The sequence below is a fragment of the Sphingomonas faeni genome (assembly GCF_024273235.1).
Lineage (GTDB): Bacteria > Pseudomonadota > Alphaproteobacteria > Sphingomonadales > Sphingomonadaceae > Sphingomonas > Sphingomonas faeni_A.
Map to the genome: position 1 here is coordinate 1 of NZ_JANBVH010000009.1, position 22862 is coordinate 22862.

Genomic DNA, 22862 nt, shown 5'->3' on the forward strand with positions numbered 1-22862 from the left:
CCGGAGCGCGGCCCGGCCCTTCCAAACCGAAGATTGCTTCCCCGCGAAGGCGGGACCCAGACTGGGCTCCCGCCTTCGCGGGAGAACAAGGGCGGGCGCTTGCAGTCCTGTGGGACGACAGTCTTCACGGCGGATCTTCACGATCCTCGCCCGCGAGGGGGAGGCGGCAGGCGACAGCCTGACGGAGGGGGAGGTGGCCGACAACCTTGGTTCCGTGTCCGCCGGGAGGGCTTCCCCATTCGAAGGCCATCCACGTAAAGTCTGCTGCCGGAGTTGCCGGCTACTTGGGTGCGGTCATTTTACTGGAGGGCGGCCCGGCCCTTCCAAACCGAAGATTGTTTCCCCGCGAAGGCGGGGACCCAGACTGGGCTCCCGCCTCCGCGGGAGAACAAAGGCGGGCGCTTGCGGGCAGGGCGGGCCCAATCTCCACGGCGGACCTTAATGATCCGCCCCCGCCAGGGGGAGGTGGCAGGCTACAGCCTGACGGAGGGGGAGGCGGCGACAACCTCGGTTCCGTGTCCGCCCCCTCCGTCGCCTGCGGCGCCACCTCCCCCTGGCGGGGGAGGATCTCTACGCACCGCCCGGGAGACGATCTCCCAACAAGCTACGCGCCCCCTTCCAATGATCATGGTTGAAGCCCGCCCCTACTCGGGTTAAGCGCGGCGCATGGGCTTTCTCGCATCGACATTCACGTGGTGGAACGGCGCCACCCTCGGTACCAAATTCGGCCTGCGCAGCATGGCGAAGATGGGGGAGGACGCGCTCGGCAACGTCTATTACCAGGGCGGCAAGGACACCGCCGGCAACCCGCGCCGCTGGGTGATCTACCAGGGCGCGACCGACGCCAGCCGGGTGCCCCCGGCGTGGTTCAGCTGGCTGCATCACCAGGTCGACGACGTGCCCGATCGCGCGCTGCCGCCGGTCCGCACCTGGCAGAAGCCGGCGGTGCCGAACATGACCGGTACCGCGCTCGCCTATCGTCCCGCCGGTGCGCTCGAAAAGGGTGGCAAGCGCGCCACCGCGACGGGTGACTACGAAGCCTGGACGCCCGAAGGGTGATCATGCGCTGGCTCGCCGCGGCCGTGTTGGTCGTGGCGTTGGCGGTGGGCGGCTGGTTCGGATACCGCGCGCTCACCACGCCTGCGACGCCGGTGGCCGCGGTCCAGCAGGACCTGCCGGGCGCGGACGAGCCGGGCAATTCGTCGATCGAGACGATCGAGACCGGTGCCGCGGCGATCGCCAATGGCGGCACGCCGATGGCGCAACGCGTCGCGGTGCTGGGCCTGCTCAACAAGCGTAACGGCGAGACTCGCGAAGTGACGCTGAAACCCGGCCAGGCGACGCGGATGGGCGATGTCGTGCTGCGGTTGCGGGCGTGCGAACAGACCGCGCCATGGGAGCAGGAGCAGCTGACCGGTGCGTTCGTCCAGGTGCTGGTGCGCGGCGTCGACACGCATTGGCGGCGGACGTTTTCGGGCTGGCTCTACAAGGAACGCCCCGCGCTGAACGCGGTGCAGCATCCGGTCTACGACGTCTGGACCAAGAGCTGCGCGATGACTTTCCCGGCGACCGGCCCCGACACCGCACCGCCCGCCGAGGCCTTGCCCGCCAAGCGATCGAGCGCACGGAAATCGCCGGCTGCCGAGGCTGCCCCGGCGGCGGACGACGGCTTGAGCGCACCGTCGAGCGCCGCGCCCAGCAACGCGACGTAATCTGCCCGGTCGATCTCGATCGCGCCCAGCGAGGCGAGGTGCGAGGTCTGGAACTGGCAATCGAGTAGCGTGAAGCCGCCGGCGCGCAGCCGTGCGACGAGGTGCGCGAGCGCGACTTTCGAGGCGTCGGTGGCGCGGCTGACCATGCTCTCGCCGAAGAACGCGCGGCCGAGCGACAGGCCGTAGAGCCCGCCGACCAGCTTGCCGCCGTCCCAGCATTCGACCGAGTGTGCGAACCCCATCGCGTGGAGGGTCTGGAAGACGCGCTCGATACCGTCGTTGATCCAGGTCTCCGGGCGCCCCTCGACGCTCTCGGCGCAGAGCTGGACGACGCGGTCGAAGGCGGTGTCGACGGTGACCTGGAAGCGGTCGGCGGCGATCGTCTTCCTGAGCGAGCGCGAGAGTTGGAAACCGTCGAGCGGGAGGACGGCGCGGCGGCGCGGCTCGACCCAGTATACGCCGGCGGCGTCGCGGCTGTCGGCCATCGGAAAGACACCGACCGAATACGCGCCCAACACCAGTTGCGGGTCTAAAATATCGCTCATGCGGTCAGCCGGTGTTCGATCCGGCGCCAGAGGTCCGCGAACGCGAGTGCAGCGGCGGATTTCGGGGCGAACACGCCGACCGGGGCACGCTTGACCGCCATCGACTCGATCCCGCTCGCCATCGGGATGACCGGCCAGTCGGGGTGGCGTGCGAGTGCGTCTGCATGCAGCGCGCGACGCTTGTCGACCATCACGTGGACGGGGAGCAGCGGCGTGCGACCGCCGAGATGCTGGACGACCGCGTCGTACGCGCGGGTCGAGAGCGGGGAGGGGATGACGGGGATGACGATCAGGTCGGCAGCACGCATCACCTGGTCCGCGGTCTCGGTCAGTCCCGGCGGACAGTCGAGGATCACCCGGTCATAGGCCTTCAGGTCGGCGAGCAGCTTGGCGAGGCGCTTCTTCTTGTCGAGATCGTGGAACAGCTGGTCGAGGCCGCGCAAAGACGCGTCGGCAGCGATCAGGTCGAGGTGCCGGTAGGCAGTCGGCCGCGCCTGCTTGGTGACGGCGACGTCCTTCGAGAACATCGCCTGCGCCTGGTCGACCGTATTCGCGCCACCGAGCACCCAGGTCGAGGCGGCCTGCGGGTCGAGGTCCCAGAGCAGGGTGCGGCGTGCCGACAGGGTTGCGGCGCACCACGCCAGGTTCACCGAAAGCGTCGTCTTCCCGACGCCGCCCTTGAGGCTGTAGATCGCGACTGTTGCCATGCCGCTACGGTGCCGGTCCGCGGCGGCGAGGGCAAGAGTGTGCGACACAAAGAAAAACGGCCGGCGGATGATCCGCCGGCCGTCAGGACTATCGATATAGCGCCTAAATCAGGCGGTTAGATCAGGCGTGGCAGGTCTGGGCCGACTTGCCCGGTGCGGTCAGCGTGACGTTGGTGTCGCTGCCGGTCATCGACCAGCCGCCCTCGGCGGTCATCGGCGCACCGGCGACGTCCGACTTCAGCGTGGTTGCGGGGCCGTCCTTCTTGGTGCGAACCCGAGCCTGCTTGTCACCCTGGAAGAAGGTCACGAAGAGCAGGCTGTTGTCCTTGCAGCGCAGCGTCACTTCGGACTTGATCGCGGGCGGCAGCTCGACCGGCGCGGCGTTGGCGAGCGTGTTCGCCATCGGATCGGGGTTGCTGTCCAGCACCTCGGGCGAAGCGGGCTTGGAGTTGCAGGCGGCCAGCACGAGCAGCGCGGCGACGGCGGTCATGGGGAGGATTTTCATAGCGGAACCTCGCTTCGCGCATGCAGCATGGAGCGTCAAGGCTTATGGCCTATCAAACGCCCGGCGCTCGCCAGGCGGGTATGTGGGTATGACGAAACGTTCTGTACGGCCGGTGAGCGGTGACGCCTAATTGCTGTCCGTGCTGTCGTCGCTCTCCGCTACGATAAGGATTCCCGCGATGATCGCAGCCGCCGCGAGCACCGCGACGACGAACCCGCCGCCGCCCGCCAGCTTGTCGCGCGATGTCGCCTGTTCGCCGGTGCGAACCGATTTCGCGAGCGAAAGCCGCGTCGCCGACTGGCTCGGCGATGGGGCGACCGTCGCCGGCGCAGCGCGTGACGGCGTGGCCATTGCGGGCGATACCGACAATGCGGATGTGGTGACGAATGCGGTAAACGTGGCGAGTCTCATGCTGCCCTGTCCCCTCCCTGGATGAAACACGCTGTCACGCACGAAAAACCGGAGCAATTACAAACGCCTGTCGTGCGTCGAGGTGACGGAATTTCAAGGCAGGGCGAGACGGGATCGAGCCCCATCGAGCGGCGTCGCCCTCGCAACGGTGACATCCTTCGCTCCACAGCCGAGTCGAGCGGCTTCAGCGACCCTCGCGTGATCGAGTTTGGCGACACAAACTTTCCCTCGCTTGCTCCGGACGGGTCGCCGCGCCACATATCGACGATGCAAACGACACCCGACACGCTCGCCCTCATCGGCAATACTCCCCTCGTCCGGCTGAAGGGCCCAAGCGACGCCACCGGCTGCGATATCTTCGGCAAGTGCGAATATGCCAACCCCGGTGCGTCGGTGAAGGACCGCGCGGCGCTGTTCATCGTCGAGGACGCCGAGCAGCGCGGGTTGCTCCAGCCCGGCGGCACGATCGTCGAGGGGACCGCGGGTAATACCGGGATCGGCCTTGCGCTGGTCGCCAATGCGAAGGGCTACAAGACGATCATCGTCATGCCCGAGACGCAGAGCCGCGAGAAGATGGACACGCTGCGCGCGCTGGGTGCCGAACTGGTGCTGGTCCCCGCTGCCGCCTTCTCCTCGCCCTGCCATTTCGTCCACACCTCGCGACGGATCGCCGAGGAGACGCCGGGCGCGATCTGGGCGAACCAGTTCGACAACACCGCCAATCGCCGCGCGCACATCGTCGGTACGGCCGAAGAGATCTGGGCGCAGATGGACGGCCGCGTCGACGGATTCACCTGCGCGGCCGGAACCGGCGGGACGATCGCTGGCGTCGGTCTCGGACTGAAGGCGAAGGATGAGAAAATCTGCATCGCGCTCACCGATCCGCACGGCGCGGCGCTGTATAACTATTATGCGCACGGCGAGCTGAAGTCCGAGGGATCGTCGGTCGCCGAGGGGATCGGGCAGGGGCGTATCACGGCCAATCTGGAGGGCGCGCCGATCGACACGCAGTTCCGGATTTCCGACCAAGAGGGCTATGCCTGGGTCCGCCGCCTGCTCGACGAGGAAGGGCTGTGCCTCGGTCTCTCGTCGGGAATCAACGTCGCGGGGGCGGTCGCGCTGGCGAAGCATCTCGGGCCGGGCAAGCGGATCGCGACCATCCTGTGCGACACCGGGTTCCGCTATCTTTCGACGCTGTACGATCCGGCGTGGCGCGAGGCGAAGGGCCTCGCTTGAGCGTCCAGCCCGGTAGAAAACCGCCCCGGCATCGACAGACGGGCGGTGGTCGGGTATCGGAACGCGGTAAGATGAAGGTACCACACGAACCCTCGCAGACCATGCAGCGCATCAAGGTCGGGATGATCGGCCTGGCGGCGGTCGTGCTGCTGATCGGACTGGCGAGCGCGATCATCGGTTCGACGAATCGCGAACGACCGGTCGCCACCGCGGGTACCGCGCAGGCGGACGTGGTGGCGAACATGGTCGTTTCGAACAGCGTCGCGGTGGCCGGCTCGGGCGAGCCGCTCGCGGAGATGGGCGTGGCACCGAGTGCGAACGTGCAGGCTCCCGCACAATAATCGCCAGCATGATGCTGCAGGATTTCGCTCCCCTCCCTGGAAGGGAGGGGCTGGAGGTGGGTTGGTTTCCGCATGGCCCGGCGTCGCGGCTCGATCGGGCCGACCCACCCCCGACCCCTCCCTTCCAGGGAGGGGAGAGCGTCACCTTTGATGGCGTGTGACGGGCTTTGGTTGTCGCCCTCCGAGGGACGAGCGCTCATGGTTATTTCGAACAGCGTGGAGATGGCTGGCGCGGGTGAGCCGCGCGCGGAGATGGGTGTGGCACCGAGCGCGAACGTACAGGCTCCCGCATAGTAGCTAACATAATGCCGCAGTATCTTGCTCCCCTCCCTGGAAGGGAGGGGCTGGGAGTGGGTTGGTTTCCGCATAGCCGGCGTCGCGGCTCGATCGGGCCGACCCACCCCCGACCCCTCCCTTCCAGGGAGGGGAGAGCGTCACCTTTGATGGTGTGTGACGGGCTTTGGTTGTCGCCGTCCGAGGGACGAGCACTCATGGTCGATGCGAACAGCGTTGCGGTGGCCGGTGCGGGTGAGGCGCGCGCGGAGATGGGCGTGGCACCGAGCGCAAGCGTGCAGGCTCCCGCACGGTAGCTAGCATGATGCCGCAGTATCTTGCTCCCCTCCCTGGAAGGGAGGGGCTGGGGGGTGGGTTGGTTTCCGGATGGCCCGGCGTTGCGGCTCGATCGGGCCGACCCACCCCCGACCCCTCCCTTTCAGGGAGGGGAGAGCGTCACCTTTGATGGCGGGTGACGGGCTTTGGCTGTCGCCCTTCGAGGGACGAGCGCTCATGGTTATTTCGAACATCGTGGAGATGGCTGGCGCGGGTGAGCCGCGCGCGGAGATGGGCGTGGCACCGAGCGCGAACGTACAGGCTCCCGCATAGTAGCTAACATGATGCCGCAGTATCTTGCTCCCCTCCCTGGAAGGGAGGGGCTGGGGGTGGGTTGGTTTCCGCATGGCCCGGCGTCGCGGCTTGATCGGGCCGACCCACCCCCGACCCCTCCCTTTCAGGGAGGGAGAGCGTTATCCTTCGGTGACGGGCGCTGGCTGTCGCCGTCCGCGGGGCAGCGCCGTCCACAAGGCCATCCCCGAATTTCCCCAACTCTGATCGCGCTCTGCCCCCCGATCGAATCCGATTTGCACGCAAATCCCCTCGAAGCGATGAGCGAAACTCGTCGCAAATCCCGCAAATCCCCAAAAATCCCGTTGCGTCCCCGCATGGCTATGATAGATGGAGGTTAATAGGGGCACGTTCACCGTTAGCTTTAGAGCGCGGTCGGGACGCGACGATGGTCGCTTTCCGAGATGGTGAAACGTGTGCGCCATTTCGAAGGGTTTTGGCGTGTCGGTTCGTGGTCGCTATCAAGGAGACGGTATCGGCCTTGTCGACGACAAGGGCCGGGTAGCCATCCCTTCGGCACTCCGCACCACCCTCTCCGCAAATGCGCCCAAGGCGAACGGCAAGGACGGCGGAACCATCATCATCGGCGCGCATCAGAAGAATCGCTGCCTGGTGGCGTATGATCCCGGTTACGTCGACATCCTCGCCGAACGCCTCGACCGCCGCGAATCCGAGAACACGTCCGAGAACGGCGAATACGACTACAACATCAAGCGCGCCGCCGCGTCGGGCGAAGCGGTGCCGTTCGACGGCTCCGGGCGCTTCATCATGCCCGCATTCCCGCGCTTCTATGCGGGCATCAAGGGCCATGCGTTCTTCTACGGCGTGCTGGATTACATCGAGATCTGGGACCCCGCGACGCTGATCGCCACCGACGGCATGCCCCCCGTCGTCAAGGAGATGGCGCGCTTCTACATGGCCGAGAAGGGGGTGCAGCTGTGAGTACTCCTGACGCGCCACACATCCCCGTCCTGCTCGACGAAGTCCTGGCCGCGCTTTCCCCTGAGCCCGGCGAGACGATGGTCGACGGCACGTTCGGCGCGGGCGGCTACACGCTGGCATTGCTCAAGTCGGGCGCCCGGATCGTTGCGTTCGACCGCGATCCCGACGCGATCGCCAATGGTCGTGCGATGGAAGAAGCCGAAGAGGGCCTGACGCTGATCGCCGCGGATTTCTCGGCGATGGCGTCCGAACTCGAAGCGCGCGGCCTTGCGCCGGTCGACGGCGTGACGCTCGATATCGGCGTGTCGTCGATGCAGCTCGACCAGGCCGAGCGCGGCTTCTCGTTCCAATCGGATGGCCCGCTCGACATGCGGATGGCGCAGGCCGGCATGTCGGCGGCGGACTTCGTCAACGAGGCCGACGAGAACGAGATCGCCGACGTGCTCTATCAATATGGCGACGAGCCCAAGTCGCGACGCGTCGCGCGCGCGATCGTCGCGGCGCGCCCGCTGACGCGGACCGGCGAGCTGGCGCACATCGTCCGCCGTGCGCTCGGCTACAAGGCGCACGACAAGAAGGACCCCGCGACGCGCGCGTTCCAGGCGATCCGCATCCATGTGAACCGCGAGCTTGGCGAGCTGGCCGACGGGTTGCTGGCGGCCGAGCGCGTGCTCAAGCCCGGCGGTCGGCTCGCGATCGTGACCTTCCACAGTCTCGAGGACCGGATGGTGAAGCGCTTCCTGCGCACGCGGTCTGGTGGCTCGCCTTCAGGGTCCCGTCATCTTCCGCAGGTGAAAGCCCCTGCAGAACCTAGTTTTTCTCATGTCGGCCGCGGTGTTCGCGCCGGCGAGGCCGAGATCGCACGCAACCCGCGCGCGCGCTCGGCGACATTACGGACGGCGCGGCGGACCTCCGCGCAACCTTGGACGGAAGAGGTGACGACATGACGGCGGCGTATCGGATGAAGGGTGTGGGCTGGTTCGGGGGCTGCGTGGCCGTCGTGCTCGGTTTCTACCTCGTGTCGCTGCAGGTCGCCGCCGAGCGCAAGAAGCTGGAGGCGGTCAATGGTCAGATCCGCGTCGCCCAGCGTGACATCCGCGCGCTCGAGACCGAGTTCGACACACGCGGCAATCTGGCGCAGCTCGAGCGCTGGAACGGCGACACGCTGGCGCTGTCGGCGCCGACCGCCGGCCAGTTCGTCGTGAGCGAGGCCGCGCTCGCGGCGCTCGACGTCAACAGCCTGCGCGCGGACGGGGTCCAGACCGCCGCGCTGCTCGTGCCGTCGGGGGCGGGGTCCGTCGTTTCCACGTCGACCGTTCCGGTCACCGCCGCGCCTGCGGTCGTGAAGCTTGCCCCCATCGCGCCGGTCCAGATGGCGCAGGTGACTGCGCCGCGCGCGATGAACGTCGCGATCCAGGCTGCGTCGAAGACCGCGCTCAAGCCGGTCGTGATCCGCGCCTCTGTCTCCACGCCACGCTCGGCCGAGGCCGCACTCGTCCGTGCCGCCAAGACCGAGCGCCTCGCCGCCGTTGCGAAGGTCCGTCCGCAGGCCGTCGCGATGCTCGACCGCAAGCTGCTGTCCGATACGACGCTGGGTGACATCATGAGCGGCGCCCGCTCCGAGAGCCGTAAGCGGCGGTGACCGCCTTGGTCGCCCGGCCTGTCTCGCAACAGCGTAGCGCCAACCAGCGTCACGCCCTGGTGGCGACGGCGCACACGCGCCTGATGATGCTGATGTTCCTGTTCGGCGCGGCGGTGCTGGTGGTGGTCGGACGGCTCGGGATGCTGGCGGTGCAGGCGTCGCTGGCCGATCCGCAGGCGCGCTCGGTGGCGATTGCGGCGCGGGGCGATATCGTCGATCGCAACGGCTCGCCGCTGGCGCGGACGATCGATGCGTGGACCATCGCGGTGCACCCGAAGAAGCTGATCGGCGATCCGACCGAGATCGCCAGCAAGCTCGCGGCGCTGATGCCCGAGGCTGGCGACCAGGCGCATTATTATGCGCTGCTGACGTCGCGCAAGAACTTCATCTATCTCCAGCGCCGTGCGTCGCCGGCGCTGGTCGAGCAGGTCAATGCGATCGGCGAGCCTGCGATCGTGTTCGACCGCGATACGCAGCGGCTGTATCCGCAGTCGACGATGGCGGCGCATGCGCTCGGCTTCCTGTCGACCGCGGGTCACGGCATGAGCGGGATGGAACGCGTGCTGGACGAGCGGCTGACCAACCCCGCGCTCAACGGCACGCCGGTCGCGCTGTCGCTCGACAACCGCGTCCAGGCGGCGATGGAGAGCGAACTCGGTCGCGCGATGACGACCTTTTCGGCGCGCGGCGCAGGCGGCATCGTCCTCGACGTGGCCACCGGCGAGGTGATCGCGATGGTCTCGTTGCCGACGTTCAACCCCAACCGGGTCGGCATGTCGGGCAGCGAGGAACTCCGCAACGTCACGACGCAGAGCGTGTTCGAGCTGGGATCGACGTTCAAGCCGATCACGATGGCGACGGCGATGGACACCGGCGTGGTGACGTCGTTCGCACGGCGCTTCGACGCGACGCACCCGCTCCAGGTCGGGCGTTTCACGATTCACGACGAGCGCGGCGATCCGAAGCGCTGGCTCAACATGGCCGAGACGCTGATCTATTCGTCCAACATCGCCACTGCGCGAGTTGCGGACGAGGTCGGGCCCGCGAAGATGCAGGCGATGTTCAAGAAGCTGGGCTTCGACACCAAGCCCGATATCGAACTGCGCGAGAAGGGCCGTCCGTTGTGGCCGAAATATTGGGCGCGGACGACGACGATGACCACCGCCTACGGCCACGGCATCGCGGTGACTCCGCTCCATCTCGCGAGCGCGTATGCGGCCCTGGTCAATGGCGGGATCTGGCGGCCGGCGACGTTGCTGAAGGTCGCGCCGGGGCATGCGCCGGTCGGGCGTCGTGTCATCAGCGAGCAGACCAGCGCGCGGATGCGGCAGATGCTGCGGCTGATCGTGCAGCGCGGTACGGGTCGCAAGGGCGATGCGCCGGGCTACCGGGTTGGCGGCAAGACCGGGACGGCCGAGGCGGCTGTCTCGGGCGGCTACGATCATTCGCGCAACGTGGCGACGTTTGCCGCGGCATTCCCGATGGATGCGCCGCGCTATGTCGTGCTGGCGATGCTGGACTCGCCGCTCGGGACGAAGGAAACCGGTGGGTGGAAGACGGCGGCGTGGAATACCGCGCCGGTGGTGGGCCGCACGATCTCGCGCGTCGGTGCGATCCTGGGCGTCGTGCCGGACGCGCACCGCGACATCGACGTGTCTGACATCGTGCCGACTTTGTGGCAGGACCCGACCCGTACGCAGCCGACCGGGCAATGAGGACTATTGCATGAAACTCGCAGCGCTGACCGACGGTACGGAAGAAGCGCAGGTGACGGGGTTTGCGATCGATCACCGCAAGGTCGCGCCGGGCACGGTGTTCGGCGCGTTCGAAGGCGCGCGCGTCAATGGCGAGGACTTCATCGCCGACGCGGTGCGGTCGGGTGCGATCGCGGTGGTGGCGCGGCCGGGGCTCAAGGTCGAAGGCGCCACCTATATCGCCGACGACAATCCTCGCGAACGCTTCGCGCAACTGGCCGCGAAGTTCTTCGCGCCGTTTCCCGAGACTTCCGTGGCGATCACCGGCACGAACGGGAAGACGTCCTGCGTCGAGATGACGCGGCAGTTATGGCGGATGGCCGGGTTCCATGCGGCCTCGATCGGCACGCTGGGGGTCACGACCGCCGATGAGCGGGTGACGACCGGGCTGACGACGCCGGACGTGGTGACGTTCCTGTCGAACGTGGCGGGGCTGGCGCGCGAGGGTGTAACGCATCTGGCGTTCGAGGCGTCGAGCCATGGGCTGACGCAGTATCGGACCGAGGGGCTCAAAGTTGCCGCCGCGGCATTCACGAATTTGAGCCGCGATCATCTTGATTATCACGGCGACATGGCGGCGTATTTTACCGCCAAGATCCGGTTGTTCTCCGAGGTGTTGTCGACAGACGGCACGGCGGTGGTGTGGGCGGACGATCCGCAATCGGCTCGGGTGATCGACCTCGCGCGCGAACGTGGCAACCGGCTGGTGACGGTAGGGACACAGGGCGAGACGTTGCGGCTGGTAGGCCGCGACCCGACGCTGCTCGGGCAGGGACTGACGATCGAGGCCGAGGGCCAGACGTACAAGGTGACGCTCCCGCTGATCGGTGCATACCAGGCGGCGAACGCGCTGGTGTCGGCCGGGCTGGTGATCGCAACCGGCGGAGACGTGGCCGCCACGATCGCCAATCTCGCGCGCCTGCAACCGGTGCGCGGGCGGCTGGAGCGTGCGGTGATCGCGAAGTCGGGTGCGCCGGTTTATGTCGATTACGCGCATACGCCCGACGCGCTGGAGGCGGCGATCGCGGCGCTCAAGCCTCATGCGGGCGGCAAGCTGATCGTGGTGTTCGGGGCAGGCGGCGACCGCGACACCGGCAAGCGCGAGACGATGGGGCAGGTCGCGGTGCAGCACGCCGACCGCGTCATCGTCACCGACGACAATCCCCGGACCGAGGATGCGCGGGCGATCCGCTGCGATGTTCTGAAGGGCGCGCGCGGGGCTGAGGAAATCGGCGACCGGCGAGCGGCGATTTCGGCTGCGGTGCGTGAGGCTGGACCCGAGGACATCGTGCTGATCGCCGGCAAAGGGCATGAGCAGGGGCAGATCGTCGGCGACATGGTCTTGCCGTTCGATGACGTGACGGTGGCGCGGGAGTGCGCGGCGTGAGGGCGGCACCATCTTTATTCCCCTCCCGCCTGCGGGAGGGGCTAGGGGAGGGCGCGACGTACGTACTGGCGTCCGCTCTGTTTGATCAGCCCCTCCCCCGACCCCTCCCGCAAGCGGGAGGGGAGCAGTGAGCTTGTGGACTTCCGCCGAGATCGCCGTCGCCACCGGTGGCGTGGCGTCGGGTGACTTCTCCGTCACTGGTGTTGCGTTTGATTCCCGGGAGGTTGGTCCCGGCGATCTCTTCGTGGCGATGAAGGGGGAGGCCAGCGATGGGCACCGCTTCCTCGACCAGGCCTTCGCCCAAGGCGCGGCCGGGGCGATCGTGTCCGAGGCTTGCGACCACCCCCACGTCCTCGTGGCGGACAGTTTTGCCGCATTGAACGCGCTTGGCCGCGCCAGCCGCGCGCGCTCCGCCGCCAGGATCATCGGCGTCACCGGGTCGGTCGGCAAGACCAGCGCGAAGGAAGCGCTGTTCGCCTGCCTCGACCGCTCAGCCCCCGGCGAGGTGCATCGCTCGGTCAAGAGCTACAACAACCACACCGGCGTCCCGCTGAGCCTAGCCCGCATGCCGCGGGATGCGAAGTTCGGTGTGTTCGAGATGGGGATGAACCACGCCGGCGAACTCGCCGAGCTGACCCAACTCGTCCGCCCGCATATCGCGATGATCACCGCGATCGCCCCCGCGCATACCGCATTCTTCCCCGACGAAAGCGCGATCGCCGACGCCAAGGGCGAGATCTTCGCCGGGCTGGAGCCGGATGGGACGGCGATCGTACCGTACGACAGCCCGCACCGTGATCGCCTGCTCGGCCACGCCGCGCCGCATGCTGCGCACATCGTCACGTTCGGTAGCGAGAAGGGGGCCGATGTCCGCGCGATCGAGGCAATGCGGCTGCCGACCGGTGGGACGTTCGTCACCGCGCGAATGGGGCAAGGGGCCGATCACGAACTGAGCTTCACGATCGCACAGCCGGGCGCGCATTGGGTATCGAACGCGCTGGGCGTGCTCGCCTGCGTGCAGGCCGCCGGGAGCGACCTCGGGCTGGCCGGGCTCGCGCTGGCCGAACTTGGTGGCTTGCAAGGACGTGGCGCGCGGTCGCTGGTGACGGTCGGCGAAGGCCAGGCGCTGGTGATCGACGAGAGCTACAACGCCAACCCCGCGTCGATGCGCGCGACGCTCAGCGTCCTCGGCCACGAGCCGGGCCGGCACGTCGCGGTGCTCGGCGAGATGCGTGAACTGGGCGAGGGCACCTACGACTATCATGCCGGCCTCGCCGAGCCGATCGTTGGCGCGCGCGTCGAAATGGCGCTGCTGGTCGGTGAAGCGATGGCGCCCCTCGCGCAGGTGCTTGAGGGACAGATCGAAACCGTCCATGTGGGCGACGCTGCGGCCGCGCTCGCGTCGTTACGGACGATCCTGGCGCCGGGCGATGTCGTGCTCGTCAAGGGATCGAACGGGGTGGGCCTCGCTCGCGTCGTGGCTGGTCTTCAAGCTGGCCTCAAAGGCGGGATTAACTGAATGTTGTATTGGCTCGCCGAGCATCTGGGGTTTCCCGGCCTGCTGAACCTCATCCGTTACCAGACGGTGCGGACCGGGGGCGCGGTGGCGACGGCGCTGATCATCGGCCTGATCATCGGGCCGAAGTTCATCGGCTGGCTGCGCGTGCGGCAGGGCAAGGGCCAGCCGATCCGCGCCGACGGCCCGCAGACGCATCTGTCGAAGCGCGGCACGCCGACGATGGGCGGGCTGATGATCCTCACCTCGATGTGTCTCGCGATCTTCCTGTGGATGGACCTGAGCAATCCGTATGTCTGGGCGTGCGTGTTCGTGACGCTCGGCTTCGGGACGATCGGGTTCCTCGATGATTACGACAAGGTGCGTAAGGCGAGCACCGCGGGGATCAGCGGGCGGACGCGGTTGCTGCTCGAGTTCGCGATTGCCGGGATCGCCGCGACGATCATCATGTCGCAGAACGGACCGCATCTGTATCTGCCGTTCACGTCGCGCATGTATCTGGATCTGGGCTGGTTCTTCCCGGTGTTCGCGGCGTTCACGATCGTGTCGTTCGGCAATGCGGTGAACCTCACCGACGGTCTGGACGGGCTGGCGACGATGCCGGTGATCATCGCCAGCGTCGCGTTCATGGTGATCGTGTATCTGGTCGGTAACGTGAAGTTCGCGGATTACCTCGGTATTCCGCATGTGGCGCGTGCTGGTGAGCTTGCGATCTTCTGCGGTGCGATCGTCGGGGCGGGGCTCGCGTTTCTGTGGTTCAATGCGCCGCCGGCGGCGGTGTTCATGGGCGATACCGGGTCGCTGGCCCTAGGTGGCGCGCTGGGAACGATCGCGGTCGTCGCGCATCACGAGATCGTGCTCGGGATCATCGGCGGGCTGTTCGTGATCGAGGCGCTGTCGGTGATCATCCAGGTATTCTTCTACAAGCGCACCGGCAAGCGGGTGTTCCGGATGGCGCCGATCCACCATCATTTCGAACAGCTTGGCTGGGCCGAGGCGACGGTGGTGATCCGCTTCTGGATCATAGCGCTGGTGCTGGCGCTGGTCGGCCTTTCGACGTTGAAGTTGCGGTGATTATTGCGCAGGCCTGGCGCGGGAAACGCTATGCGGTGCTGGGGTTGGCGCGGTCGGGGGCTGCGACTGTTCGGGCGTTGGTGGCTGGTGGTGCGAGCGTTGTCGCTTGGGATTCGGATAAAGCTCGGCGTGACGTCTTTGCTCCCTCTCCCCTGCGGGGAGAGGGTTGGGGTGAGGGGCTGCCTAGCAGCGCTGCGCCCGGAACTGCCCCTCACCCAACCCTCTCCCCGGAGGGGAGAGGGCTTTTGGATGTGGCGCCGTTGGATGATCTTTCGGACTTCGACGCGCTTGTCGTGTCGCCGGGCGTGCCGCTGAACACGCACCCTCTCGCCGCGGCCGCGCGCGCGGCCGGCGTGCCTGTCATCGGCGACATCGAACTCTTCGCGCAGGCCCGAGCCGACCTGCCCCCCCACAAGGCCGTCGGCATCACCGGTACCAACGGCAAGTCGACCACCACCGCGCTCGTCCACCACATCCTCAGGACCGCCGGCGTCCCGACTCTGATGGGCGGCAATATCGGCCTGCCGATCCTCGAACAGCAACCGCTCCCCGAGGGCGGCGTCTATGTGCTCGAACTGTCGAGCTACCAGATCGATCTGACGCAGACGCTCGATTGCGATGTCGCGGTGCTGCTCAACATCACGCCGGATCATCTCGATCGCTACGACGGCTTCGAAGGCTATGCGGCGTCCAAGGCGCGGTTGTTTGCGATGCAGTCGGCCGAGCATGACGCGGTCATCGGCATCGGCGATGCACCGTCCGCGCTGATCGCGCGCGGCCTGTCGGCGAAGGGTGAGCATCTGACCAAGATCGCGCCGGGCGTTTGCATGGATCAGAGCAACTGGCCCGCGCTCCAGGGCCCGCACAATGCGCAGAACGCTCTTGCGGCGATTGCTGTCGTGAAGGCGCTGGGGGTGAGCGAGGTCGATATCGACCGTGGTCTCGCCAGCTTTACCGGCCTGCCACACCGCATGCAGCAGATCGCCTCATATGGCGGCGTCGGCTATGTCGACGATAGCAAGGCGACCAATCCCGAGAGCACCGCGCCTGCGCTGGCCGCGTTCGACCGGGTTCACTGGATCGTCGGCGGGCGCGCCAAGGGCGACGACTTAGATGCGTGCAAGACCGCCTTTGGCCACGTCGTTCGCGCCTACACGATCGGCGAGGCGGGGCCGCGGTTCGCCGAAATCCTGAAAGACTCCATGCCTGTCGAGAATGTCGGCACGCTCGACGCTGCCGTCCGCAGCGCCGCCGCCAACGCGCGTCCCGGCGACACAGTGTTGTTATCCCCAGCCTGTGCTAGCTTCGATCAGTTTCGCGATTACGAAGCGCGCGGGGCAGCGTTCCGCGACGCGGTGGAGTCGCTGGCATGACCGATATGCGCGCTGGGACCATGGATATGGATGTGTCCGGACAGAAGACCGGGATCGTCGCCAAGATGAAGCGGCGCGGCGGGCGTGGCGACCAGTCGCCGCTCGGTACGTGGTTCTGGGACATCGACCGGATGCTGCTGCTCCTGACGCTGTTCCTGATCGCGATCGGGCTGATCGCGGTCGCCGCGGCATCGCCGGCGAGCGCGGTCCGCTATTCGGGCGAGCATCACAAGATCGCGCCGCTCTATTATTTCTGGCGACAGTTGATGTGGGTCGGCGTGTCGCTGCCGGTGCTGTTCGGTGTGTCGATGATGCCCGTCTCTATGGCGCGGCGGATGGCGATTGGCGGGTGTGCGCTGTTCGTGCTGATGCTGATGGTGACGCCGTTCATCGGGGTCGAGGCGAACGGCGCGCGGCGCTGGCTTGGCGTCGGGTTCGCGCAGTTTCAGCCTTCCGAGTTCCTGAAGCCGTTGTTCATCGTGACCGTCGCGTGGCTGTTGTCGTTGCGTGCGAAGGATGCCGAGCTGCCGACCGTGCTGATTACCGGCGCGATGACCGCGGGGGTCGCGGTGCTGCTGATGCTGCAACCCGATTTCGGCCAGACGATCATCTTCTGCTCGGTATGGCTGGCGCTGCTGATGATCGCGGGGACGCCCGTGCGGATACTTGTCGGGCTCGTCGCGCTCGCGCCGGCCGGGCTGGTCGCCGCCTATATATTTTATGGCGTGGCGCGGTCGCGGATCGACGCGTTCCTGTTTCCGGGCGTGGAGGGCGAGGGTGCGTCGGATCATTTCCAGACGAATGCCGCGCATAATACGCTGACCGCGGGCGGCTGGACCGGGACTGGCCCAGGCGCAGGCGCGGCGAAATTCGGGCTGCCTGAGGCGCATACCGACTATATCTTCTCGGTGATCGGCGAGGAATTCGGGCTGATCGCGTGCTCGGTGATTGCGGTGATCTTCCTTGCGATCGTGGTGCGCGTGTTCGTCAAGCTGCTGGACGAGCAGGACGAATTCAAGCTGCTGGCCTCCGCCGGGCTCGCGACGCAGTTCGGCGCGCAGGCGCTGGTGAGCATGGCGGTCAACACGGGGCTGGCCCCGTCCAAGGGCATGACTTTGCCGTTTATCAGCTATGGCGGGTCGTCGATGGTGGCATTGTCGGTCGGCATGGGGTTGCTGCTGGCGTTTACCCGGCGCAATCCGTTTCTCACGCGGAGCCCCTATGTCGTCCGCTGGAGTGGTGAATGACTAAGCATTATGTCCTGGCCGCCGGTGGCACGGGCGGACACATGGTCCCGGCGGCGGCGCTCGCGGCCGAACTGACCAAGCGCGGCCACCGGGTGGCGCTGGTCAGCGACGCGCGCGGCGTGCGGTTTCCGGGGCTGTTCGAGGAAATCCAGACGCATGTCCTGCCGGCGGGGCGCTTCAGCGGCGGGCCTCTGGGTTGGGCGAAGGCGACGCGCGAGATGTGGCGCGGCCGGGCGATGGCGCGGGAGCTGTACCGGAATTTCAAGCCGGCCGCGGTGATCGGCTTTGGCGGCTATCCTGCGCTTCCGGCGTTGCTGGCGGCGTTTGCGGACAAGATCCCGACCGCCGTGCATGAGCAGAATGCGGTGCTTGGGCGGGTGAACCGCTTCGTCGCCGGACGCGTCGATGCGATCGCGACGTCTTCGGAGCCGACCGAGCGGTTGGCGCCTAAGCTTCTGGGGAAGACGCATCTGGTTGGCAATCCGGTGCGCGAGGCGGTGCTGGCGCTGCGTGCGCGGCCGTATCCGTTGCTGGAGGAGGACGGCATCTTCCGTGTGCTCGTGACCGGTGGGAGCCAGGGGGCGAGCATCCTGTCGCAGGTGGTGCCGGATGGTCTGGCGATGCTGCCGGTGACGTTCCGGCGGCGGTTGCAGGTGACGCACCAGGCGCGGATCGAGGATATCGACGCGGTGCGCGCGAAATATGCCGAGCATCATATTCCGGCCGAGCTCGCGACGTATCTGCCGGATATGCCCGAGCAACTGGCCTGGGCGCATCTGGTGATCGCGCGCGCGGGGGCCTCGACGATCTCGGAGCTGACCGCGGCGGGGCGGCCGGCGATCCTGGTGCCGCTGCCGAGTGCGACCGACGATCACCAGACGGTGAACGCGCGCGAGATCACGCAGGCGGGCGGCGCGCGGACGATCGCGCAGGGAGACTTTACCGCAGTGGAACTGGCCAAGCAGATGCAGAAATTGGGGCTCGATCCGGCGGCGTTGCAGAATGCGGCAGGACGCGCGCGCAGTTGCGGTCGGCCGAATGCGGCAAGCGATCTGGCCGATCTGGTCGAGAGCCTCGACGCACCCGTGATCCGCCTGCCGGTCGGTGCACCCTCCAAGCCCAAGGCGCAGTTCGCATGAAGGGTGTCGCAACCGATATCGGCACGATCCATTTCGTCGGGATCGGCGGGATCGGCATGTCGGGCATCGCCGAGGTGATGAAGAACCTCGGTTACCGCGTGCAAGGGTCGGACGTGGCCGAGGGCTATGTCGTGCAGGGGTTGCGCGACAAGGGCATCCCGGTGGCGATCGGCCATGCGGCGTCGAACATCGGCGATGCTGCGGTGGTGGTCGTGTCGACCGCAATCGTGCGCTCGAACCCAGAGGTCGAGGCGGCGTTGAACGCGCGCGTGCCGGTGGTGCGTCGGGCTGAGATGCTCGCCGAACTGATGCGGTTGAAGTCGACCGTCGCGGTGGCGGGCACGCATGGGAAGACGACGACGACGTCGATGGTCGCGGCGTTGCTCGATGCGGGCGGGGTCGATCCGACGGTCATCAATGGCGGGATCATCAACTCGTACGGCTCGAACGCGAGACTGGGCGCGAGCGACTGGATGGTGGTCGAGGCGGATGAGAGCGACGGCAGCTTCCTGCGGCTCGACGGGACGATCGCGGTCGTCACCAACATCGATCCCGAGCATCTCGATCATTACGGCTCGTTCGAGGCGGTGAAGGATGCGTTCGTCGAGTTCGTCGAGAACGTGCCGTTCTACGGGGCTGCGTTGCTGTGCCTCGATCATCCGGAGGTGCAGGGGATCCTGCCGCGGGTGCGCGATCGGCGCGTGGTGACGTACGGTTTCTCGGCGCAGGCGGATGTGCGCGGGGTGGAGGTTACGCCGATCCCGGGCGGCAACCGCTTCGATTGCGTGGTGCGTGAACGCGATGGTGCGACGCGGACGATTGCGGGGATCGAGATGCCGATGCCGGGGCGGCACAATGTCCAGAACGCGCTGGCGGCGATCGGCGTGGCGCTCGAACTCGGGATCGCGGATGCGACGATCCAGCAGGGATTCGCCAAGTTCGGTGGCGTGAAGCGGCGCTTCACCAACGTCGGCGAAGTGGCCGTCGAAGGTGGGAGCGTCACGATCATCGACGATTACGGGCATCATCCGGTCGAGATCCGGGCGGTGCTGGCGGCGGCGCGCGAAGGCGTGAAGGGTCGCGTGATCGCGGTGGTGCAGCCGCATCGCTATTCGCGGTTGGGCAATCTGATGGAGGATTTCCAGACGGCGTTCAACGACGCCGACCGGGTGTTGGTGACGCCAGTCTACGCCGCGGGCGAGGCGCCGGTGGAGGGTGTCGATGCCGAGGCTTTGGTCGAGGGATTGAAGCGGCGCGGGCACCGGTTTGCGGGTGTGGTCGCTGATGCCGATGCGCTGGCGGTGGAGCTTGCGGCCGCGATCGAGGCGGATGACATGGTTGTGTGTCTCGGGGCGGGCGACATTACCAAGTGGGCGGCTGGGCTTGCCGATGCGATCGCGGTCGAGCGCGCGAAGGTGCTGGCGTGAGTGCGAACGCTTCTGCTCCCCTCCCGCTTGCGGGAGGGGTCGGGGGAGGGGCTCCTGCCTCCTCCGAGGGCTCGGGCGCGGCTATGTCAGTCCCTCCCCTAACCCCTCCCGCAAGCGGGAGGGGAATCAAGGTCGAATCGGAGGCCTCGCTGGCGGCCTTCATATGGTTCCGGACGGGTGGGCCGGCGGAGACGTTGGTGCGGCCCGATACGGCGGACGATCTGGCCGCGTATTTGCGTGATCTCGATCCTTCGACACCGGTGCTGCCAGTCGGGGTCGGGTCCAACCTGATTGTGCGCGATGGTGGCGTACCGGGTGTGGTCGTGCGTCTCCCCAAGGCGATGGCGAAGGTTTCGGTGCACGACGGCCGCGTTCGCGCAGGCGCGGGAGCGATGGGGATTACCGTTGCCAGCGCCGCGCGGGACGCGGGTATTGCCGGGCTCGAGTTTCTGCGCGGCATTCCGGGGACCGTCGGTGGCGCCGTGCGGATGAACGCGGGCGCCTATGGCCGCGACGTCAGCGATATTCTGGTCGAGGCGACCGTCGTGACGCGGGCTGGTTCGGTCGAAGTCTGGCCTGCCGCGCGGTTCGGGTATGTCTATCGCCATTCGGACCTGCCCGCGGGGGCGGTGGTGGTCGAGGCGGTGTTTTCCGGCATGCCCGGAGAGCCGGCCGTGATCGGTGCGGAGATGGATCGGATCGCGGCCGAGCGGGAGGCTTCGCAGCCTTTGCGGTCGCGAACTGGGGGCTCGACGTTCAAGAATCCCGAGGGGCACAAGGCGTGGGCATTGATCGACGCCGCCGGGTGTCGGGGGCTGACTCGCGGCGACGCGCAGGTCAGCGAGAAGCATTGCAATTTCCTCCTGAACCTCGGGTCCGCGTCGAGCGCGGAGATCGAGGCGCTGGGTGAAGAGGTACGGGACAGAGTGAAGGCGCATTCGGGGGTGACGTTGGAATGGGAAATCCAGCGGGTTGGGATCGCTGCTCCCTCTCCCCTGCGGGGAGAGGGTCGGGGTGAGGGGCAGCCAAGCAGTGCAGCGCCTGGAACAGCCCCTCACCCAACCCTCTCCCCGGAGGGGAGAGGGCTATGACATCGCCTCTTCACATCGCGGTGTTGATGGGTGGCTGGTCGGCGGAGCGGGAGGTTTCGCTGATGTCGGGCAATGGTTGTGCGGACGCGCTGGAGTCGCTCGGCCACCGGGTCACGCGGATCGATATGGGGCGGGATGTTGCTGCCAAGCTGGCCGAGGCGCAGCCTGACCTTGTTTTCAACGCATTGCATGGGACGCCTGGCGAGGATGGGTCGGTGCAGGGGCTGCTCGACCTGATGGGCCTGCGCTACACGCATTCGGGTCTCGCCACGTCGGTGATCGCAATCGACAAGGTGCTGACCAAGCTGTTGCTCGTCCCCGCGGGCGTGCCGATGCCAGGTGGGCGGATCGTCAAGTCGGCGGACTTGTTCGAGAGCGATCCGATGGCGCGGCCGTATGTGCTGAAGCCGGTCAACGAGGGCTCCTCGGTCGGCGTGGCGATCGTCACCGACAGCGGCAATTACGGCAATCCGATTTCGCGGGACAGCGTCGGGCCGTGGGGCGAGTTCGAGGAACTGCTGGCCGAGCCGTATATTCGCGGGCGTGAGCTGACGACGGCCGTGCTCGGCGGCAAGGCGCTGGGCGTGACCGAGTTGAAGCCCAAGAGCGGCTGGTACGATTATGACGCGAAATACACCGATGGGATGACGGTGCACGTCTGCCCGGCGGAGATCCCCGACGAGATCACCGATGCCTGCAAGAGCCTCGCGCTCGAAGCGCACCGGTTGCTCGGCTGCAAGGGCGCGTCGCGATCCGATTTCCGGTGGGATGACGAGCGCGGGGTCGACGGGCTGTTCCTGCTCGAAGTGAACACGCAGCCGGGGATGACTCCCTTAAGCCTCGTCCCCGAACAGGCGCGGCATATCGGCATGAGCTATGCCGAACTCGTGCAGGCGATCGTCGACGAGGCGCTTCAGGATCACCCGCGTGCGCAAAGCGGGGCGCCATGAGCCGCACGATCAAGCGCGGTCCGCCCCCCAAGCGGCCCGCCCCGCGCCGGAAGGTCGCGGTCAAGAAGGTTTCGGTGATGGACCGGCTGGTCGGGATGCTCCCGGTCAGCGAGGACACGCTCCGGAAAATCGCGACCTGGTCGATCCTCGGCGCGGGCGGTGCGGTTGCGATCGCGGCGGCGACGTGGGTCGGCATTCCCGGGATGATCGGCGCGGCGCTGGCCGAAGGCGCCGGGCGCGCGGGCTTCAAGGTCGAGCAGATCGAGGTGACCGGCCTCAAGCGGATGGACCGGATGTCTGTCTACGCGGTCGCGCTGGAGGACAAGCAGAACCAGACGTCGATGCTGTCGGTCGACCTGGAGGCGGTGCGCCAGAAACTGCTGCGCTATGGCTGGATCGCGGACGCGCACGTCTCGCGGCGGCTGCCCAACACATTGCTGGTCGATATCGTCGAGCGGACGCCCGCGGCGGTGTGGCAGGACAACGGCCAGCTGACGCTGATCGATTCGTCGGGCGTGCTGCTGGAGCCGGTCCAGCCCGAGGCGATCCCGAACCTGCCGCTGGTGATCGGGCCGGGTGCGGATCGACAGGAGGCGTCGTACCAGACACTGCTCGCCGCCGCGCCCGCGCTCAAGCCGCGCGTGAAGGCGGCGACCTGGGTCGGCAACCGGCGCTGGGATCTTACCTTCGAGAGCGGCGAGACCTTGGCGCTGCCCGAGGACGGAGCGCCCCGTGCGCTGGTGAAGTTCGCCGAACTGGACGGCGCGCGGCCGCTGCTGGGGCGCGGCTGGATCCGGTTCGACATGCGTGATCCGACCAAGCTGGTCGCGCGCAAGCCGGGCGCGAGCCTGGCGCACAGCGTCGACGTGCCGGCGCCTGCGAGCGTGCCGGCAACGGGCACTACAGAGACGACTAATCCGTCGCAAACGGCGGGCGCGAACGTAACGGGCGGGGAGGGATGAC

21 protein-coding genes and 1 pseudogene are annotated in these 22862 nt (G+C 67.3%); 18 read left to right on the plus strand and 4 right to left on the minus strand.

The annotated features are described in order from the left end of the window. Positions 1 to 666 precede the first annotated feature (666 nt). Complete coding sequence (locus tag NLI89_RS06415) at positions 667 to 1059, plus strand: NADH:ubiquinone oxidoreductase subunit NDUFA12 (RefSeq protein WP_187503347.1); 393 nt, start codon at positions 667 to 669, stop codon at positions 1057 to 1059. Between the two features lie 197 nt (positions 1060 to 1256). After that, positions 1257 to 1490 (plus strand): annotated as a pseudogene (locus NLI89_RS06420) (DUF2155 domain-containing protein); the annotation flags it as partial. Between the two features lie 35 nt (positions 1491 to 1525). On the opposite strand, the gene aat reads toward NLI89_RS06420, so the two are convergent. The 4 genes from aat to NLI89_RS06440 all read right to left on the minus strand — a co-directional run bounded on the left by aat (position 1526) and on the right by NLI89_RS06440 (position 3880). Beyond that, positions 1526 to 2257: a leucyl/phenylalanyl-tRNA--protein transferase gene (gene aat / locus NLI89_RS06425; protein ID WP_368077249.1), complete on the minus strand. Its 732-nt coding sequence runs from the start codon at positions 2255 to 2257 to the stop codon at positions 1526 to 1528. Next, positions 2254 to 2964 carry a ParA family protein gene (locus NLI89_RS06430; RefSeq protein WP_254686267.1) on the minus strand — a complete coding sequence of 237 codons (711 nt, stop codon included), beginning with the start codon at positions 2962 to 2964 and terminating at the stop codon, positions 2254 to 2256. Before NLI89_RS06430 ends, aat begins: the two co-directional genes overlap by 4 nt. Positions 2965 to 3085: 121 nt before the next feature. Continuing rightward, positions 3086 to 3454: a hypothetical protein gene (locus tag NLI89_RS06435; protein ID WP_439144483.1), complete on the minus strand. Its 369-nt coding sequence runs from the start codon at positions 3452 to 3454 to the stop codon at positions 3086 to 3088. A gap of 141 nt (positions 3455 to 3595) precedes the next feature. Next, positions 3596 to 3880, minus strand: coding sequence for a hypothetical protein (locus NLI89_RS06440; protein WP_254686269.1), 285 nt, complete (start codon positions 3878 to 3880; stop codon positions 3596 to 3598). Between the two features lie 267 nt (positions 3881 to 4147). Between NLI89_RS06440 and NLI89_RS06445 the strand changes: the two genes are divergently transcribed. The 16 genes from NLI89_RS06445 to NLI89_RS06520 all read left to right on the plus strand — a co-directional run bounded on the left by NLI89_RS06445 (position 4148) and on the right by NLI89_RS06520 (position 22861). Continuing rightward, a complete protein-coding gene (locus NLI89_RS06445) occupies positions 4148 to 5116 on the plus strand; it encodes a cysteine synthase A (protein WP_254686270.1) in 969 nt (322 codons plus the stop codon). Between the two features lie 71 nt (positions 5117 to 5187). Continuing rightward, complete coding sequence (locus tag NLI89_RS06450; protein WP_235982692.1) at positions 5188 to 5457, plus strand: hypothetical protein; 270 nt, start codon at positions 5188 to 5190, stop codon at positions 5455 to 5457. Between the two features lie 1341 nt (positions 5458 to 6798). After that, entirely contained in the window at positions 6799 to 7299 is a 501-nt protein-coding gene (locus NLI89_RS06455; RefSeq protein WP_056052920.1) for a division/cell wall cluster transcriptional repressor MraZ, read from the plus strand. Continuing rightward, the gene (gene rsmH / locus NLI89_RS06460; RefSeq protein ID WP_254686271.1) at positions 7296 to 8246 is read left to right on the plus strand and encodes a 16S rRNA (cytosine(1402)-N(4))-methyltransferase RsmH; all 951 of its coding nucleotides are present in this window, start codon (positions 7296 to 7298) and stop codon (positions 8244 to 8246) included. Before NLI89_RS06455 ends, rsmH begins: the two co-directional genes overlap by 4 nt. Next, positions 8243 to 8941 (plus strand): hypothetical protein, encoded by a 699-nt coding sequence (locus NLI89_RS06465; protein WP_254686272.1) that lies wholly within the window; start codon positions 8243 to 8245, stop codon positions 8939 to 8941. The genes rsmH and NLI89_RS06465 overlap by 4 nt, the downstream gene beginning before the upstream one ends. Continuing rightward, positions 8938 to 10656 (plus strand): peptidoglycan D,D-transpeptidase FtsI family protein, encoded by a 1719-nt coding sequence (locus NLI89_RS06470; RefSeq protein ID WP_254686273.1) that lies wholly within the window; start codon positions 8938 to 8940, stop codon positions 10654 to 10656. Before NLI89_RS06465 ends, NLI89_RS06470 begins: the two co-directional genes overlap by 4 nt. Before the next feature lie 10 nt (positions 10657 to 10666). Beyond that, the gene (locus tag NLI89_RS06475; protein ID WP_254686274.1) at positions 10667 to 12082 is read left to right on the plus strand and encodes a UDP-N-acetylmuramoyl-L-alanyl-D-glutamate--2,6-diaminopimelate ligase; all 1416 of its coding nucleotides are present in this window, start codon (positions 10667 to 10669) and stop codon (positions 12080 to 12082) included. Between the two features lie 127 nt (positions 12083 to 12209). Continuing rightward, positions 12210 to 13601 carry a UDP-N-acetylmuramoyl-tripeptide--D-alanyl-D-alanine ligase gene (locus tag NLI89_RS06480; protein ID WP_254686275.1) on the plus strand — a complete coding sequence of 464 codons (1392 nt, stop codon included), beginning with the start codon at positions 12210 to 12212 and terminating at the stop codon, positions 13599 to 13601. Then, complete coding sequence (mraY, locus tag NLI89_RS06485) at positions 13602 to 14672, plus strand: phospho-N-acetylmuramoyl-pentapeptide-transferase (protein ID WP_254686276.1); 1071 nt, start codon at positions 13602 to 13604, stop codon at positions 14670 to 14672. Beyond that, positions 14669 to 16045, plus strand: a complete 1377-nt coding sequence (murD, locus tag NLI89_RS06490) for a UDP-N-acetylmuramoyl-L-alanine--D-glutamate ligase (protein WP_254686277.1) — start codon at positions 14669 to 14671, stop codon at positions 16043 to 16045. The genes mraY and murD overlap by 4 nt, the downstream gene beginning before the upstream one ends. Before the next feature lie 5 nt (positions 16046 to 16050). Next, positions 16051 to 17292 carry an FtsW/RodA/SpoVE family cell cycle protein gene (locus tag NLI89_RS06495; protein ID WP_439144486.1) on the plus strand — a complete coding sequence of 414 codons (1242 nt, stop codon included), beginning with the start codon at positions 16051 to 16053 and terminating at the stop codon, positions 17290 to 17292. Further along, on the plus strand, positions 17289 to 18431 hold the full coding sequence (gene murG, locus NLI89_RS06500) for an undecaprenyldiphospho-muramoylpentapeptide beta-N-acetylglucosaminyltransferase (RefSeq protein WP_254686278.1): 1143 nt from the start codon (positions 17289 to 17291) through the stop codon (positions 18429 to 18431). The genes NLI89_RS06495 and murG overlap by 4 nt, the downstream gene beginning before the upstream one ends. Continuing rightward, a complete protein-coding gene (gene murC, locus NLI89_RS06505; protein ID WP_254686279.1) occupies positions 18428 to 19858 on the plus strand; it encodes a UDP-N-acetylmuramate--L-alanine ligase in 1431 nt (476 codons plus the stop codon). Before murG ends, murC begins: the two co-directional genes overlap by 4 nt. 83 nt (positions 19859 to 19941) lie before the next feature. Beyond that, positions 19942 to 20949 (plus strand): UDP-N-acetylmuramate dehydrogenase, encoded by a 1008-nt coding sequence (murB, locus tag NLI89_RS06510; RefSeq protein ID WP_254686280.1) that lies wholly within the window; start codon positions 19942 to 19944, stop codon positions 20947 to 20949. Further along, positions 20946 to 21899 carry a D-alanine--D-alanine ligase gene (locus tag NLI89_RS06515; RefSeq protein ID WP_254686281.1) on the plus strand — a complete coding sequence of 318 codons (954 nt, stop codon included), beginning with the start codon at positions 20946 to 20948 and terminating at the stop codon, positions 21897 to 21899. The genes murB and NLI89_RS06515 overlap by 4 nt, the downstream gene beginning before the upstream one ends. Further along, positions 21896 to 22861 (plus strand): cell division protein FtsQ/DivIB, encoded by a 966-nt coding sequence (locus tag NLI89_RS06520; RefSeq protein ID WP_254686282.1) that lies wholly within the window; start codon positions 21896 to 21898, stop codon positions 22859 to 22861. The genes NLI89_RS06515 and NLI89_RS06520 overlap by 4 nt, the downstream gene beginning before the upstream one ends. The last annotated feature ends 1 nt before the right edge of the window (position 22862 follow it).